The organism is Terrilactibacillus tamarindi, from assembly GCF_009718825.1.
Classification (GTDB): Bacteria; Bacillota; Bacilli; order Bacillales; family Sporolactobacillaceae; genus Terrilactibacillus; species Terrilactibacillus tamarindi.
Window position 1 is genome coordinate 1 of sequence record NZ_WNHB01000004.1, and the last position, 17057, is coordinate 17057.

Annotated in this window: 13 protein-coding genes, 2 tRNA genes and 1 other annotated feature; of the genes, 1 reads left to right on the forward strand and 14 read right to left on the reverse strand. The window is 37.8% G+C overall.

Annotation, left to right across the window (positions count from 1 at the left end; all coding sequences use genetic code 11):
- Window positions 1–27: 27 nt before the first annotated feature.
- From GMB86_RS03270 to guaB, 11 genes are all read right to left on the reverse strand, one after another.
- A complete protein-coding gene (locus tag GMB86_RS03270) occupies window positions 28–669 on the reverse strand; it encodes a Bax inhibitor-1/YccA family protein (RefSeq protein WP_155216807.1) in 642 nt (213 codons plus the stop codon).
- A 266-nt stretch (window positions 670–935) separates the two neighbouring features.
- Window positions 936–1082, reverse strand: coding sequence for a YpzG family protein (locus GMB86_RS03275; RefSeq protein ID WP_155216809.1), 147 nt, complete (start codon window positions 1080–1082; stop codon window positions 936–938).
- Between the two features lie 26 nt (window positions 1083–1108).
- On the reverse strand, window positions 1109–1261 hold the full coding sequence (sspK, locus tag GMB86_RS03280; protein ID WP_230458985.1) for a small acid-soluble spore protein K: 153 nt from the start codon (window positions 1259–1261) through the stop codon (window positions 1109–1111).
- Window positions 1262–1384: 123 nt separating this feature from the next.
- Window positions 1385–1457 (reverse strand) — tRNA-Arg (locus GMB86_RS03285).
- Between the two features lie 189 nt (window positions 1458–1646).
- The gene (cspD, locus tag GMB86_RS03290; RefSeq protein ID WP_155216811.1) at window positions 1647–1847 is read right to left on the reverse strand and encodes a cold-shock protein CspD; all 201 of its coding nucleotides are present in this window, start codon (window positions 1845–1847) and stop codon (window positions 1647–1649) included.
- A 311-nt stretch (window positions 1848–2158) separates the two neighbouring features.
- Window positions 2159–2251 (reverse strand) — tRNA-Ser (locus GMB86_RS03295).
- 145 nt (window positions 2252–2396) lie between these two features.
- Window positions 2397–3461: a histidinol-phosphate transaminase gene (gene hisC / locus GMB86_RS03300; protein ID WP_155216813.1), complete on the reverse strand. Its 1065-nt coding sequence runs from the start codon at window positions 3459–3461 to the stop codon at window positions 2397–2399.
- A 176-nt stretch (window positions 3462–3637) separates the two neighbouring features.
- Complete coding sequence (gene serS / locus GMB86_RS03305; RefSeq protein ID WP_155216815.1) at window positions 3638–4918, reverse strand: serine--tRNA ligase; 1281 nt, start codon at window positions 4916–4918, stop codon at window positions 3638–3640.
- A gap of 133 nt (window positions 4919–5051) precedes the next feature.
- Window positions 5052–5270: a binding site (T-box leader), on the reverse strand.
- A gap of 21 nt (window positions 5271–5291) precedes the next feature.
- Entirely contained in the window at window positions 5292–5810 is a 519-nt protein-coding gene (locus GMB86_RS03310) for a GNAT family N-acetyltransferase (protein WP_155216817.1), read from the reverse strand.
- Window positions 5811–6129: 319 nt separating this feature from the next.
- The gene (locus tag GMB86_RS03315) at window positions 6130–7431 is read right to left on the reverse strand and encodes a serine hydrolase (RefSeq protein WP_155217066.1); all 1302 of its coding nucleotides are present in this window, start codon (window positions 7429–7431) and stop codon (window positions 6130–6132) included.
- 221 nt (window positions 7432–7652) lie between these two features.
- Window positions 7653–9113 carry an IMP dehydrogenase gene (gene guaB, locus GMB86_RS03320; RefSeq protein ID WP_155216819.1) on the reverse strand — a complete coding sequence of 487 codons (1461 nt, stop codon included), beginning with the start codon at window positions 9111–9113 and terminating at the stop codon, window positions 7653–7655.
- 135 nt (window positions 9114–9248) lie between these two features.
- Between guaB and GMB86_RS03325 the strand changes: the two genes are divergently transcribed.
- Window positions 9249–10193 carry a YaaC family protein gene (locus GMB86_RS03325; protein ID WP_230458987.1) on the forward strand — a complete coding sequence of 315 codons (945 nt, stop codon included), beginning with the start codon at window positions 9249–9251 and terminating at the stop codon, window positions 10191–10193.
- A 538-nt stretch (window positions 10194–10731) separates the two neighbouring features.
- Here the strand turns inward: GMB86_RS03325 and GMB86_RS03330 are convergent.
- From GMB86_RS03330 to gyrB, 3 genes are all read right to left on the reverse strand, one after another.
- The gene (locus tag GMB86_RS03330; RefSeq protein ID WP_196220117.1) at window positions 10732–11802 is read right to left on the reverse strand and encodes an HD-GYP domain-containing protein; all 1071 of its coding nucleotides are present in this window, start codon (window positions 11800–11802) and stop codon (window positions 10732–10734) included.
- Window positions 11803–11980: 178 nt separating this feature from the next.
- The gene (gyrA, locus tag GMB86_RS03335; protein ID WP_155216825.1) at window positions 11981–14533 is read right to left on the reverse strand and encodes a DNA gyrase subunit A; all 2553 of its coding nucleotides are present in this window, start codon (window positions 14531–14533) and stop codon (window positions 11981–11983) included.
- Between the two features lie 388 nt (window positions 14534–14921).
- The gene (gene gyrB, locus GMB86_RS03340) at window positions 14922–16841 is read right to left on the reverse strand and encodes a DNA topoisomerase (ATP-hydrolyzing) subunit B (protein ID WP_155216827.1); all 1920 of its coding nucleotides are present in this window, start codon (window positions 16839–16841) and stop codon (window positions 14922–14924) included.
- Between the last annotated feature and the right edge of the window lie 216 nt (window positions 16842–17057).

Sequence of the window (17057 nt, forward strand, 5' to 3'; positions counted from 1 at the left end):
GTTAGAGCGACCTTCTTTTTATCATTATTAGTCGTTGCGAGAAAGTATCCCCATAAACTGGAGGATGTACAAGAAGAGGTTTACGAAGTCGAGATAAACAGAGACCACAATCCTCGGAATATCTTGATCAGAGAAACCATACAACGTTAATCGACTGAAATCATATAACGTGTAACCAACAAAAACTAAGATACCGAATCCTGATATCACGAGTGATGTCGTACTTGAAAAAGGTAAAAAGATATTCATAATCCCCAAGGCAATTAACGCAATCACAGAAATAAACAAGAAATTACCTAGGAATGTGAAGTCTCTTTTACTCACCATGGCAAAAATGGCAATTCCACCAAAAGCAGCGGTTGTGACAGCAAAAGCTTGCAAGACAACGGTTGCACCTAAAATACTGATATACGTGCTAATAGCGGGGTAGAGAGTTAATCCCGAAATCGCCATAAAAGCATACATTAAGAGATAGCCAATCGCTTTTCGTTTTCTCGCAAAGACCATAGCTATCAGCATAATAATTTCAACTACGACGAGTGGAAGAAAGAGTGCTGGCGGTACGTATTGTCCTGTATATAATCCAGCAGTTGCAACCAATAATCCGGAGAAAAAAGCAGCAAATAGTTTTGAATACGGTTGATTTTTAACATGACTGGTTAGTGTCATCAAAACGGGTCATCCTTTCAAATGTTTTCTTTAAAGTTATACGATAAAGAGGGGATAGAGGTTTCAAATCAAATAATATTTGTCTATCTTTTCTTTAATAATCAGTATACGTCCGTTTTTTTATTTTTTAACCTGTCTAATTTAATTATTTTGAAAAATATTATTTAGAGTGTTTATAAAACTTTATACTTCCCTTATGTGACATCATAATGCTTTTCCATGCTATAGTCAAAAAAGCGGCTTCCAAATTGGAAACCGCCTTTTCGTTACATATTCGCACGTTTGAAAATGTGTCTAATTTCATTGGTCAATGTTTGTTGAGTTTCACCATTAACCTGACGTGAACCGTGTTTCGCATTAGCTCTTGGCGAATCGAAATACTTTTCTTTAATGGAATTTTTTTTAGAACCCATAAAGAAGTCACCCCTTCGATTTAGTGTTATCGATCTTTGTCTTGTTGATTAGCTGAAACCATACGTTCCTGAGGATGGTCCTTTATCGATCCATTCCTTCTTAGTGAATTATGTTCTTCTTGTGCCATAATTTCATTTTCTTCTTTAACACTGTATGTTGTTCCGACTTTATCAACCAAATCAAGATACCACCTTTCTTAAAGGGTAATCTTAGTATGTACGAATGAAACAGTACTTTTTCATGTAAAAAATCACCAATAGAAAAAAGCCCAGCAAAAAAATGCTGAACTCTGTTAGTCATATGGCCCCGGCAGGAATCGAACCTGCGACGCACGGTTTAGGAAACCGACGCTCTATCCACTGAGCTACGGAGCCGCATCATTAAAGTGACATTTATTATTATACCAGAAAAAAGACATTTTTGAAAAGATAAAACATAGCTTGGTCACTATTCATATTCATAAGGATGATGTATATGATGGGAATCACGGATTCATTCTTACGATAAGAAGAAAATAAAGCAGTCCAATTAGTTGGACTGCTTTTGGCCATTTTTGGTTTGGATTATATTTTTGTAACGTTAGCAGCTTGTGGTCCGCGGTTACCTTCAACGATTTCGAAGCTAACTTCTTGACCTTCTTCTAATGTTTTGAATCCGTCGCCTTCGATAGCAGAATAGTGAACGAATACATCGTTTCCGCCTTCAACTTCAATGAAGCCATAACCTTTTTCTGCATTAAACCATTTTACTTTACCGTTTTGCATATATAATGCCTCCCTAAAACCTTGCGCTACACGCGCTTTTACTAAACCATTTCCTGTTGCATATCTAATCTAAAAAGAACCCTTCCCATAAGTGTAGGAAGTAAAAACTACTACACTTCAAGGAAGGGTCTTCATTCTTACATCCAGATCATATATGAAATAGTAAAATGGTTTAATTAAATTTAATCACAATCACAATTATCTGTCAATATATTTTGTAAGCGTATTACATTTTATTTTATCGAAAAATGTCGTTTGATTTTTTGCGAAAAAAAATAAAACAACCATTGTTTGTTTTAAAAAGATAATAATGGAGGAGGAAGAGGGATTCGAACCCCCGCGAGCGGTTAAGCCCCTGTCGGTTTTCAAGACCGATCCCTTCAGCCAAACTTGGGTATTCCTCCGTGACACGAAAATAATCATACCATGATATTTTATTTATGTCAAGTTTTATATAAGTTACTTTTAAGAAAATATTATTAAATATGTCGAAAAAAAAAGAAAAACATTTTATAATAAATATCAATGTTTTTCTCATATTAGTATGCGTCATTCAATATTAATAATACCCTTTAAGACTTTTAAGAACTGATTCATCTCATCATCGGTACCGATCGTGACTCTTAAATAATTTGAGATGCGAGGCTGGTTAAAGTACCGGACTAAAATCCCTTTGTTCTTTAAGTCGTGAAACAGAGTTTCTGCTTGAATGGAAGGGTGGGTGATAAAAATAAAGTTTGACTGTGAAGGAATAACCTTAAATCCAAGGTCTAATAATGAATTAATCGTATTTTGCCTTGTCGTGATAATTTTATCCGCCATTTGTTTATAATAAAGGTCATCTTCAATAGCAGCTTTTGCGCCAGCTAAGGCCATACGATCAATCGTATAGGAATTAATGGAATTTTTCAACCTGTTTAGACCATCAATGAGTTCAGGATTTCCTAGAGCGAAACCAACACGAATACCTGCGAGTGAACTATATTTTGATAAAGTTTGAACAACAAGTAAATTTGGGTAGTCCTTAATTAATGGAACAACCGACTCCGCACCGAAATTAACGTAGGCCTCATCTATGATGACAACAGATTCAGCGTTCGCATCCAAGATTTTTCTGATCGAATCAATGGAAATAGCCTGACCTGTTGGTGCATTAGGATTAGGGATGATGATACCACCATTTGGTTCACAGAAGGCATCAACAGGTATTTTAAATTCATCATCAAGTGGGATAACATTTGTTTCTAGTGAACACAAATTCGCGTATACTTTATAAAAACTATAGGTAATATCCGCAAACATCACAGGACGGTCTGATGAAAAAAAGGACATGAAACTAAAGGCAAGAACTTCATCCGATCCATTACCGACAAAAATATGATCGCTCGTTAAGCCTGTTGCCTCTGCAAGAGTTTCCCTTAAATCATCCGTATTTGGATCAGGATACAGCCGTAATTGATCATTTGCTGCATCTCTAATCGCTTGAAGAACCTTTGGTGATGGAGGATAAGGATTTTCATTGGTATTTAATTTCACATAACGTTTATCTTTTGGTTGTTCACCTGGAACATAAGGTTCTAACTTTTGTATCCGCTCATTCCAATATTTACTCATCGTGCACCCCTCATTTTTAAATTTACCCCGCCTTAACGGGCAGTAAGATCCCCACCTCAAGATTCTGAGTATTCAAAGAAGGTAGGTGGGGGATCAACTGCCCGTAAAGGTCCGATTGGTTCAGGCTTTCCATCAGTGGGGGATGAAGAACTCCCCCCACTGATGGAAGTTTCACTTTATTTAGCTTCTATTTTTTCGAGATTTCGCATGTAAGGTCTAAGTACTTCTGGAATAACAATGCTTCCATCTTCTTGTTGGTAGTTTTCTAAAATAGCGGCCACCGTACGTCCGATGGCAAGGCCAGAACCATTTAGAGTGTGCACATACTCAGGTTTTGCTTTTGGTTCACGACGGAAACGGATATTTGCTCGTCTTGCTTGATAAGCTTCAAAATTACTACAAGATGAAATTTCACGATACATATTGGCATTTGGGAGCCAAACCTCAATGTCGTATTTTTTGGCTGCGGTAAAACCAAGATCAGCGGTACACATACTTAAGACGCGGTATGGCAAGTTAAGTAACTGTAGAACCTTTTCTGCGTGACCCGTTAATTTCTCAAGATCGGCATAAGAATCCTCTGGTTTAACAAAACGTACGAGCTCCACCTTATTGAATTGATGCTGACGAATCAATCCTCGTGTGTCGCGACCTGCAGATCCTGCCTCAGAGCGGAAGCATGCACTATAGGCGGCATAAGCAATAGGTAAATCTGCGACATCAAGGATATCATCGCGGTAGTAATTGGTTACAGGTACTTCGGCTGTAGGAATTAAGAAATAATCATCTTCTCGAATTTTAAAAGCATCTTCTTCAAACTTTGGTAATTGTCCGGTGCCAATCATACTTGTCCGATTAACCATATAAGGCGGAATCATCTCGGTGTAACCGTGCTCATCCTGATGGAGGTCGAGCATAAAGCTAATGAGCGCGCGTTCTAAGCGAACACCAAGACCTTTGTAGAAAACAAATCGACTTCCCGTGACTTTGGCTGCCGCCTCGAAGTCAATGAGGTCAAGATCTGTGGCAAGGTCCCAATGCGGTTTGGGTTCAAAACTAAATTCCGGAACTGTTCCCCAATGCCGAATGGGAATATTGTCATCTTCTGACTCACCTACGGGAACACTTTCATGTGGAATATTTGGAATAGAAAGCATCAATTTATTAAGCTCATCTTCAATTTCTCGAAGGTTACCATCAATCCTTTTTATCTTATCACCAACTTCACGCATTTCTTTAATTTGAGCATCGGCATCTTGTTTTTCCCGCTTCTTTTTTGCAATTTCTTGAGAAACTTCATTCCGTTTGGCTTTCAATTCTTCCGTTTCCTTAATCAATTCGCGACGTTTGGCATCAAGAGTCGGAAACTTGTCAAAGTCGGTTAAATCTTCACCTTTTTTATCTAATTTCACTTTGATTTCTTCATAATTTTCACGAACAAATTTTAAATCTAACATGTCTAATCCTCCATTGATCTTATTTATCAATCTACTTGACTTTGTTAGTCACTACTTTTATCAATATAGTGGGTATTAAACTTTCTTATACATGGGAAAGATTACCCAAATAAAAAACCCCCATCCCTTAATAAAAAGGGACGAGAGTTCACCCGCGTTGCCACCCTGATTACTAATGCAATGTGTGCATTAGTCACTCATAACAGATAACGGACTGTATAACCGAGAAGACCTACTCTCATTCAGTCCTCCACTCAGAGATGGATTCACCTATGTACTCACACCGCTTTACACCAAGGGCGGCTCTCTGTAGAGAGCATCATAGGCTACTAATTCTCTTCACCGATTTCCATGTATTTAAATGTAATTTACATTACTTTTTTAAAAATTGCAAGTCCTCTTGCTCTAAAGGTTCGAGATCCAAAACCATTTTAACCGTCTGTAATCGGTGTCCAAAACACATGGCATCAAATTCCTTAATCTTTCTAAATCCTTGTGATTGATAAAATGATAATGCTTTTTTATTTTCCTTTTCAACATCCACATATAAGTGGAAAATAGGGGAAAGTTGTTTAATTCCTTCACGTAAGAGAGTTGTACCAATCTTTTTTCTTTGAAATTCTGGTAAAAGGTAAATTGCACTTAGTTCTACATCTTTGTGAAGATTCTTAAATGAAAAATTAGCAAAACCTACAATTTTTCCTTCTAATATGGCCACAATAAAAAAAGAATGTTTTAATCTCTTTAATAGAAATGAATCCGAGTAGGCTCTCTTAATAAATTCATCCTGGATCTTTTCTGGAATAATCCCCGAGTACGTATCATGCCAACTCCGCTCAGCAATCTTTTGTAATTCCTTTATATCTTTCTCCTCAGCCAGCCTTATTTCCAATACGTTCCCATCCTATAATTCATTTTTATTGTATATAATTTTATCACAAGTCATATTTTAGGGAAATCCTAAAAGTATTTTTTTCATGTTTTCTATTTTATAGTATGATAATTTCTTTTTTTGTTTATTCCCAAGATATAAATCATTAAAACTTGGTTGTTTGATTTGCTACATTTAATTGATGCTAGTTGTTTTTGGCTAAACTGATAAAGAAAACTTACCTATAAGGCGCAGACAGAGGTCTAATTGATCTTAAAGTGTTAAAAAACTTCCCTCTATAGGCTTTCGGGAGGGAAGTTAAGGATCACTGAAATATATCTTAGAAAATTTTACCGAACAAACTTCCAATACCATGGAAAATGGAAGCAAAGAAATGACCAATACCTTGCATCATCAATACAAACCAGTTTGACTTTTCCACTGCTTGTGTCGTCACAACAGGAATTTCTGTTGACTTTTGATTAAAGAGATAAGAATAAGCCGACCCATCTTTATGCGTTACCGTTGCGTAACCCACTTTTTCTCCTTTTTTCACAGGAGCAACAAGATTACCATCTTTATCAAGTTTTGATTTATCTAAATGAAATTGAATTTTGTAGTCTTTTTCATTGCCATTTTCAACAGCTAAGTTTAATGATTTGCCAAGACCTATTTTTACGTTTTCTTGTTTACCTTTTAATACAGGCAAGGTCTTCGCATTTTTCAATTCGGTTCCTTTTTTAACTAATGTTTTCATAGAGAACTGTTGATAGCCGTAGTCAAAAAGCTTTTTTGTTTCAATAAAACGTGCGCCATCTGATTTTGTTCCAAAAACGACATTGATCAATCGATGCCCGTTTTGATTGACCGTACCTGTGAAACAATAACCCGCAAGATCTGTATGCCCCGTTTTCAAGCCATCTACACCTTGATATTTATATTGATTCATATTTTGTCCAAAACCAGGAAGCATATAATTCCAATTTACCATATTAATAGGTTGATCAACCCCTGCTTTAAAGTCTTTAATCGGGGTACTGGATATTTTTAGAGCTTCTGGATAGTCCGTTACAATTCGATAAGCCAGCTTAGCAAGATCTTTAGGCGATAGTAGGTTACTATCATTTGGCCCACCAACGGGTGCATCGTCCCCTAAGTCTACGTTTTCCAATCCTGAACTGTTGATATATTTAGCATGTTCCATACCAATTTGTCTAGCTGTTTTATTCATTAAATTGACAAAATTCTTTTCGCTTCCACCAATTTTTTCTGCTAAAGCGATGGTGGCCCCATTTGCCGAATAAATCGCCATAGCTTCATATAATTCTTTTACAGTATATTGATAGTCTTTTCGAAGTGGCACATTCGAGTATTCACGATTTTGAGAGACTTTATAGACATAATCACTGATACTAACTTTGGTGTTCCATGTCAATTTCCCTGAATGTAGAGCTTTCATGACGAGATATTCTGTCATCATTTTTGTCATACTGGCAGGGGGAAGAACTTTATCTGCGTTCTTTTCATATAAAATTTGTCCGGTGTTCGCATCGATTAATATAGCTGATTTTGCATTTACATTTAAATGACTGTCGTTCGTATTTGCTTTTGCTTTATTTGGTGTTTGAATACCAAAAGCCATCAATAAACAAATGACAACGCAAAAGACGGTTACCTTTTGCAAATAAATCTTAAAGTTCAACCCCTACACCTCCGAATTATTATCCAAAAAACAGTTTACCATATAACATTCGTTATGACTACATGACAAAAGGCGGCCTTAACCGCCAATTGTTGACTTACTATTTATTTAGACATACGTCAAATACGAGATTATCTATCACTATAGGGCAATCAAAAAAATTATTTTAATGAGTAATTTGGTGCTTCTTTTGTAATTTGAATATCGTGCGGATGACTTTCTAATAGTCCTGCATTCGTAATTTTTGTGAATTTCGCTTTTTCACGTAAATCTTCGAGTGTCGCTGTTCCAACGTAGAACATACCTGCACGAAGACCCCCAATGAGTTGGAAAATCGAATCTGCGAGTTTTCCTTTGTATGGCACGCGACCTTCAATGCCTTCAGGAACGAGTTTCTTTTTATTTTCTTGGAAATAACGGTCCTTACTTCCGTGTTCCATCGCCGTTACTGAACCCATACCACGGTAAACTTTAAATTGTCTTCCTTGATAGATTTCTTTCTCACCTGGGCTTTCTTCAACACCTGCAAGTAAACTTCCTAGCATAACAGCATGTCCACCAGCAGCTAGAGCTTTGACAATGTCACCCGAATATTTTATTCCGCCGTCTGCAATAATTGGAATACCATGCTTCTTCGCTTCCGTTGCACAGTCATAAATAGCTGTAATTTGCGGTACACCTACACCAGCAACAATTCGGGTTGTACAGATTGAACCAGGTCCTATACCAACTTTTACGACGTCTGCACCAGCTTCAATAAGTGCTCTCGTTGCTTCAGGTGTTGCAACATTCCCAGCAATAATGTTGAGTTTAGGGAAAGTCTCTCTAAGTTCTTTTACTTTATCAATGGCGCCTTTTGAATGGCCATGAGCTGTGTCAATAACGATGGCATCTACACCCGCATCCACAAGTTTTTCTGCACGTTTGACGGCATCGTTTGTGACTCCTACGGCTGCAGCAACAAGCAGGCGGCCGTGTTCATCTTTTGCAGAATTAGGGAACTCGATGACTTTTTCAATGTCTTTAATCGTAATTAATCCTTTAAGGACGCCTTCTTCATCTACTAAAGGTAATTTTTCAATTTTATGCTTTTTAAGAATATGTTTTGCTTCACTCAAAGTTGTTCCTACTGGAGCTGTAATTAATTTTTCCTTTGTCATGATGTCAGATACTTTAATAGAGTAATCTTCGACATAGCGTAAATCACGGTTTGTGAGGATTCCAACAAGATGTTGTTTTTCATCTACGATCGGGACACCTGAGATACGGTACTTACCCATGAGGTGTTCTGCGTCAAAGACTTGACTGTCAGGGGTTAAAAAGAAGGGGTTTGTAATAACGCCACTTTCAGAACGTTTTACACGGTCGACTTGTTCTGCTTGTTCTTCAATAGACATGTTTTTATGAATAACACCAAGACCACCTTGTCTTGCTATAGCTATTGCCATTTCAGCTTCGGTTACAGTATCCATGCTTGCACTAATAAGAGGGATATTAAGCTTAAGTGTATCTGTTAACTTTACTTTTACTGAAACATCTTTAGGAATAATTTCTGTCAATGATGGAACGAGTAGTACATCATCGAATGTTAAAGATTCTTTTTTAAATTTATCTTCCCACATATATGTCACCCCTATTTATATAATCATTTTTCATGAAAAGTCGAGAAATTTTTATTGTTAGCTTACCAACTGGACAAACTACTGTCAAGACGCCACACTGAAGTTGAAGTATTCAAAAAACGGGAGTGAATGTCTTTGGAAGTTTATCCAATGTTTTATGACTATCTACCTTTTGAATCGACATCATACTGCCAATCCTATTTAAAATCAGTTTATGTAAAGCATTCATTTGATGAAGCTGTATCATTGAGCTACAAAAATGGGCTTTCATTTTCTTATTATGTACAACATAGCCAAATTTACTACCAGCAGGCTCTAAAGGCTCCTTATGAAATTAAGCCGATGTTAATCTATTATGGGATGATTCAGTTACTCAAAGCATGCCTTATTCGAAACAATCCTTATTACCCAGAAAATAGCAATGATTTGGCGCATGGGCTTTCGACAAGAAAACGAAAAAAACAAAATTATGTCTTCCTGCAAGATTCGGTTCGTATTCAACAACACGGTTTGTTTTCATTGATTTTAGACCACATGTTCCACATGAAACAAATTGTTGGACAATCATTTACCATGTTATCGTTGATGAAAATGATTCCTGAAATAGGTCATCTCTATACTCGATTAACTCATTCTCATTTTCATTATCCATTGATTCCTAGAAATGAGGGAGAGTTTGAGGTTTCTAAAAAAATTATAGACGACCTATGTATTTCAAAAGCCCGTCTGAATCGAATACTTTCTCATCACGATATTATTCTTGCTGATAATGCGTCAGACGTTTTTGTCTTAACACTTAAACGTCCGGTACCTTTTTTTAATCCACAGCCTCTGCAAATGAGACAGGATCAACAGTTATTCATATCTAATCAACGTGATTATCCGAGTCAAATACCTGAGCTTCTTGCCCACTACCTTATCTTATACAATCTGAGTATGATATGTCGGTATGAAACAGATTGGTGGTACGATCTCCTATCTCAACGCGATTCCAATGATATTTCTTATATTAAAGGTTTTTTAGACATTACCATTAACAAAGTCCCCGCCATCATTGCTGATTATCTAATGAATGGGTAACCAAACTTTCACTTTTAGTGCAACCTTTATAAATACAGGTTCAAAAAGGTGACAAATTAGAAGCAAGAAGTAAAGAGCGCGCAGTTCCTGAGGACCGGCCTTCCACTGGATGTGGTGGCTTCAGGCGCCAGCCACAGGACGTGAGCGATTTTAGTTGAATATCCTCTTGGCGGGCGTCCGAGATTCGCAGCTTATCATTTGGTAGCTTTTTGAACAACCTTTATAGGTACAGGTTCAAAAAGGTGACAAATTAGAAGCAAGAAGGTCAAGGCGGCGCCGTTTTGAGGACCGGAATGTAGGTTTTTACTACATGAGGACCGGAAAAACAAGCCAACGCCGAGATTCGCGGCTTATCATTTGGTAGCTTTTTGAACAACCTTTATAAGTACAGGTTCAAAAAGGTGACAAATTAGAAGCAAGAAGGTCAAGGCGGCGCCGTTTTGAGGACCGGAATGTAGGTTTTTACTACATGAGGACCGGAAAAACAAGCCAACGCCGAGATTCGCAGCTTATCATTTGGTAGCTTTTTGAACAACCTCTAATTAACAATGAACTTTTCGATATTAATAGTAGAATCACTGTTAAGGACAAGTACCTTATCATGATCCATCTTTAAGAAAGGTTCAGTTGGGGTAGAAGAAGGGATGTAGCTTATTTCTCCCGTTTGACCGTTCGATAGGATCACTTTATATCCCAAAAAGAGTTCCATGACTTTAATGGTAAAGACATCCAGTGTAGGGGTGTTTAGTTTAAAACGGTAGTTTTTATTCAAATTGTTTAATGCATCGATCGGATTTTCTTTTTTCATTAAGCTAAGAAAGGTTTCCAATGTAGAATAGATATGACTAAATTCATGTAATTTATCTCGAGTTAATTTTAATGGATAGCCTGATCCATCACCATATTCATGCTGTTCAAGAATACCTAGACGTACGCCTTCTTTTATCGTGCGAACCGTTTTCAGCATTTTATAACTTTGAATCGGATGTTGTTCATAGGCCATCTTTTCTTCTTTCTTTAAATGAGGATATTTTGAGAGAATAGAAGGAGGAAGTTTGGCTAAACCACAATTAGCTAGTATTCCACCAATACCAATTTGCAAGAGATCACCATGGTCATAATTTAACTTATTGGCTAAAAAGGCAGACAAGATGCCCATTCCAACAGCTCTTTGAGTTTCATCATGAACAAAATCCCTTTGGATTAATTTCAATGCTATCCAGTCTGTTTTCTCTAACGAAGCACGAAGCAACGGCAAGGAATCATGACGAAGAGAAGACATGTGAATAGACGTTCCTCCTTGCCACCGGCTAAAGGATCTCGCATAGCCTCTTACGGCCTGCTGGTAAAGATCTGCTATCGACTTTGGTTTTGTTTGATTACTTATATTAAATTGGTTTTCTCTTTTTTTAATTTCCTTTCCTTGGAACTTTTCCCCATTATCTAAATAAGCTTCAATTTCTACCTCTGGAATAAGAAAAGCTTTTAGTACTTTTAAATGATGAGTATTTATGATGGTTCCTTTTGGAATAAGGGGGCGTGTAGATTTAGAATAAACAGCTTTCTTTACTATACAGCCCTCAATAAGTGATTGACACTCGACTCTCATTGCACTCATCTCCTCAATTTAGTATTATTCATGGATAACCAAAACGTAAAATCGTAACATTTCAAATTTTTAATTTATGTATTGTTCAGTCTATTTTATATATCGATTAACTTATCAATCTTTATTATATCAAGAAAGGAACCGGAAAATGCCCGATTCCTTCTTGTAAAAAAAGATATTAATCTTCATTTGTTTCATTTGAGTCAGATGATTCCGTTTCTTCTTCCTCTGTTTCATTTGAGTCAGTTGATTTCGTTTCTTCTTCCTCTACTTCATTTGAGTCAGATGATTCCGTTTCATCTTCATCATCTGCTTGTATACCTGCGACAGTTGCCACACTATCTCCTTCACCAACTCGAATGAGGGTAACACCCATTGTATTACGTCCAAGTTGTGAAATGCCAGATACTGCTGTACGAATCATGATGCCACTAGATGTAATAATCATGAGATCTTCATTTTCTTTCACTGTTCGAAGTGAAATGACATCCCCATTTTTATCGGTAATGTTACATGTCTTGATCCCTTTTCCACCACGGGTTTGCGTACGATATTCATCTGCTGGTGTCCGTTTTCCAAAACCTTTTTCAGTCACAATGAGGACATCCGCCTCTTCTTCGATAATTCCCATTCCGACAACTTCATCCTGATCTGAAAGGGTAATGGCTTTCACTCCTGCTGCCGTTCTTCCCATCGATCGAACGTCTTTTTCGTCAAAGCGAATAGCCAGACCTTTTTTCGTACCTACAATGACTTCTTGCTTACCATCAGTTAAGCGTACCGCAATAAGTTCATCTTCTTCACGAATGGTAATGGCAAAGAGACCGCCTTTTCTAATATTTGAAAAAGCTGATAAAGGAGACCGTTTGGTTATGCCTTTTTTAGTAAGGTAAATCAAGTATTTATCTTCGTCAAATTTCTCAACTGGGAAGACTGTTGTAATATGTTCACCTTTCTCAATTTGAAGTAAATTAATGATCGGAATGCCTTTTGCCGTACGGCCTAGTTCTGGAAGTTCATAACCTTTCAACTGATACACTTTTCCTTTATTCGAAAAGAAGAGGATATAGTGATGCGTATTAGTTGTAAACATATGTTCAACAAAATCATTTTCGTTGGTTCCCATAGCCTGAATTCCTCGTCCACCACGATTTTGGATCTTGTAGGTGTCAATCGGCATCCGTTTTACATAACCATTGTGAGTGACCGTAACAATGATTTCCTCTTGCGGAATAAGATCTTCATCCTCGAACATGTCTGATCCAATCGTAATTTCTGTCCGGCGAGCATCATTGAATTTTTCTTTAATTTCGGTAAGTTCTTCTCTTATGATTTCGAGTACTTTTTCTTCATCTGCAAGTATCGCTTTCAATTCAGCAATACGTGCTAACAATTCTTGATATTCGTTCTCGATTTTATCTCTTTCTAATCCTGTTAATCGTTGTAGACGCATATCGAGAATCGCTTGGGCTTGTTCTTGACTTAATTTGAAGTTGTCCATTAACCCTTGACGCGCAATATCGGTTGTTTTTGACGCCCTAATGAGTGCGATGACTTCATCAATATGGTCAAGGGCAATTTTTAATCCTTCTAAAATATGAGCCCTTGCCTCTGCTTTTTTCAATTCATAGGCCGTTCTTCTTCTAATAATCTCTTGTTGATGCTCCAAATAATAATGCAGACATTCCTTTAAGTTCAAGACTCTTGGTCTGCCGTCTACAAGAGCTAGTAGATTGATGCCAAAGCTCGTTTGAAGTGCCGTGTGTTTATAAAGATTATTAAGAAGGACATTGGTATTGGCGTCACGACGAACTTCAATAACAATTCGCATCCCATTTCGATCTGACTCATCACGCAAGTCTGTAATGCCTTCTATTTTTTTATCTCGAACAAGTTCAGCTATTCGTTCAATTAACTTTGCTTTATTCACTTGGTAAGGTAATTCTGTTACGATAATAAACTCTTTACCATTGGGTTGCTGCTCAATATTTACCCTTGCTCGTAAGATAATAGAGCCACGTCCCGTATTATAGGCTCTTCGAATGCCTTCTCGTCCCATGATTAAACCGGCCGTTGGGAAATCTGGTCCTGGGATAATCTGCATGAGTTCAGGGATCGACATCTCAGCGTTTTTACTTAAGGCGAGAACGGCATCAATCACTTCACCTAATTGATGAGGTGGAATATTTGTTGCCATTCCTACAGCAATCCCAGAAGCCCCATTGACAAGCAAATTTGGAAAACGGGATGGAAGGACAGCCGGTTCTCGTTCCGATCCATCGTAGTTATCTTTAAAATCAATGGTGTCCTTTCTAATATCCCGAACCATTTCCATCGAAATCTTGGACATTCTAGCTTCTGTATAACGCATCGCCGCAGCGGAATCGCCATCGACAGAACCAAAGTTCCCGTGACCATCAACTAATTCATAACGGTAGCTGAAATCTTGAGCCATTCGAACCATTGTTTCATAAACGGCAGAATCTCCGTGGGGGTGGTACTTACCTATAACTTCACCGACGATTCTTGCTGACTTTTTATACGCTTTATCTGAGGTCATACCAAGTTCATTCATGGCATATAAAATTCTTCTATGAACCGGTTTTAAACCATCACGGACATCAGGTAAGGCACGACTCACAATAACACTCATTGCATAATCTAAAAATGATGTCCGCATTTCGTGACTTATATTAATCGGTCTGACCCTTGACTGATCTTGATCTGCCATTCAAATTCCTCCTAATTAACCGCTAATCCTACAATCTATAAGTGCATGTTCAAAAAGGTCACAAACTCGGGAGCAAGAAGATTAGAGCGACGCCGTTTTGAGGACCGGACTTCCACAGGATGTGGTGGCTTCAACGTTGCTCACAGGACGTGAGCGTTTTTAGTTGAAGATCCTCTTGGCGGGCGCCTGAGACTCGTAGCCTATCGTTTGGTGACTTTTTGAACAACCTCTTAAAATATGTGTTCAAAAAGGTGACAAACTAGAAGCAAGAAGATCAAGGCGGCGCCGTTTTGAGGACCGGAATGTAGGTATTTACTACATGAGGACCGGAAAAACAAGCCAACGCCGAGATTCACAGCTTATCGTTTGGTGACTTTTTGAACAACCTTTATATATCTAAATTTTGTACATAATGAGCATTTTCCTGTATAAAATCCCGTCTAGGCTCAACCTTATCACCCATAAGCATCTCAAAAATTTGATCCGCTTCGATGGCGTCTGATAAATCTACTTTCAGTACCAACCGATGATCTGGATCCATGGTTGTATCCCATAGTTGTTCTGGATTCATCTCTCCTAAACCTTTGTATCGTTGAATCCCAGGTTTTGGATTAGCTGAAAGTTCACTCAATGTTTTTTCAAGATCACGATCATTATAAACGTATTGAATGGACTTGCCTTGTTGTACTTTATAAAGCGGAGGCTGAGCAATATACACATAGCCGCTTTCAATAACAGGACGCATAAAACGATAGAAAAAAGTTAATAGTAAGGTACGGATATGTGCGCCATCAACGTCCGCATCTGTCATGATAATAATTTTGTGGTAACGTGCTTTTGAAATATCAAAATCATCACCCACACCCGTACCAAGGGCCGTAATAATCGACCTTATTTCGTTATTGGCTAAAATTTTATCTAAACGAGCTTTTTCCACATTGAGAATTTTACCACGTAAGGGAAGAATAGCTTGAAAATGTCGATCACGTCCTTGTTTTGCAGAACCTCCCGCTGAGTCACCCTCAACGATGTATAATTCGGAAATAGCGGCATCTTTGGATGAGCAATCCGCCAATTTACCCGGAAGAGCCGATACTTCTAGTGCGCTTTTTCGACGTGTTAGCTCACGTGCTTTTTTTGCAGCGGCACGAGCACGTGATGCCATCGTTCCTTTATCCACAATGAGTTTCGCAACATCAGGGTTTTCAAGTAAATAACGCGAAAAAGCTTCTCCAAATAAAGATTCCGTTATGGTACGTGCTTCAGCATTACCAAGTTTTGTTTTTGTTTGACCTTCAAATTGTGGATCAGGGTGTTTTATGGAAACAATTGCTGTGATGCCTTCCCTAACATCCTCACCTGAAAGATTTGAATCATTATCCTTTAATAAATGTTTTTTTCTAGCATAATCATTAATAACGCGTGTTAGAGCGACCTTAAAGCCATATTCATGTGTTCCACCTTCATGGGTGTGAATATTATTCGTAAATGAATAAAGTTGGCTCGTATAACTTGTATTGTATTGCAAAGCTATTTCAACACTTATTCCATCCCTTTCACCTTCTAAATAGATGGGTTCATGAAGGACTTCTCTCGATTGATTTAAATATTCAACATAGGATTTTATACCACCCTCATAGTGGTAGACATCTTTTTTACCTTCACCTCTTTTATCCTCAATGGAAATCCTAATTCCACGGTTTAGAAAGGCGAGTTCTCTAATTCTAGTAGCCAAGATATCGTAGTCAAAGGTTGTGGTTTCTTTAAATATTTCTGGATCAGGATCAAAATGTGTGACGGTACCCGTTTTATCCGTTTCACCAATCACTTTGACGTCCTCAGCAGGTACACCGCGATGATATTCTTGATAGTAAACTTTGTTATCAAGATGAACTCTAACCCATAATGTGGTAGAAAGAGCATTGACAACTGAAGCACCTACACCGTGCAGTCCACCAGATACTTTATAGCCGCCACCGCCAAATTTTCCGCCAGCATGAAGCACGGTCATAATAACTTCTAGAGCTGGTCTACCCGTTTTCTGTTGAATGCCAACTGGAATCCCACGACCGTTATCACTGACTGTAATGCCGCCCTCTTTCTCAATCACAACTTTGATTTCATCGCAGTAGCCGGCAAGTGCTTCATCTATTGAATTATCAACGATTTCCCAAACAAGATGATGTAATCCTCTAGAACTTGTAGATCCAATATACATACCCGGTCTTTTTCTTACCGCTTCTAAACCTTCAAGGACTTGTATTTGATTTGCATTATATTCATGTTGGACATCTTTTTGTACAGACATTTGCTCCCACCTAACCTTCAAAGGTGTAAATTTACACCTAGCATTCTTATTTACAATCTATTTGAAAGAGTATTGACCATGCTCTCAACTCTATGTTTACCTCATTTAGTGACACACATTTAAGCTATTACTTTGATTAATCAACCTAAAATTTATTTTTATGCATACGTTTTCCTAATGAATTTTTAAAAGAGCGGGATCCATTCCATTGACGAG

Bases quoted from the DNA above. Each gene is read 5' to 3' on its own strand.
- GMB86_RS03270 (WP_155216807.1), bottom strand. From the start codon at position 669: ATGACACTAACCAGTCATGTTAAAAATCAACCGTATTCAAAACTATTT.
- GMB86_RS03275 (WP_155216809.1), bottom strand. From the start codon at position 1,082: ATGGGTTCTAAAAAAAATTCCATTAAAGAAAAGTATTTCGATTCGCCA.
- cspD (WP_155216811.1), bottom strand. From the start codon at position 1,847: ATGCAAAACGGTAAAGTAAAATGGTTTAATGCAGAAAAAGGTTATGGC.
- hisC (WP_155216813.1), bottom strand. From the start codon at position 3,461: ATGAGTAAATATTGGAATGAGCGGATACAAAAGTTAGAACCTTATGTT.
- serS (WP_155216815.1), bottom strand. From the start codon at position 4,918: ATGTTAGATTTAAAATTTGTTCGTGAAAATTATGAAGAAATCAAAGTG.
- GMB86_RS03315 (WP_155217066.1), bottom strand. From the start codon at position 7,431: ATGGCTTTTGGTATTCAAACACCAAATAAAGCAAAAGCAAATACGAAC.
- guaB (WP_155216819.1), bottom strand. From the start codon at position 9,113: ATGTGGGAAGATAAATTTAAAAAAGAATCTTTAACATTCGATGATGTA.
- GMB86_RS03330 (WP_196220117.1), bottom strand. From the start codon at position 11,802: ATGAGAGTCGAGTGTCAATCACTTATTGAGGGCTGTATAGTAAAGAAA.
- gyrA (WP_155216825.1), bottom strand. From the start codon at position 14,533: ATGGCAGATCAAGATCAGTCAAGGGTCAGACCGATTAATATAAGTCAC.
- gyrB (WP_155216827.1), bottom strand. From the start codon at position 16,841: ATGTCTGTACAAAAAGATGTCCAACATGAATATAATGCAAATCAAATA.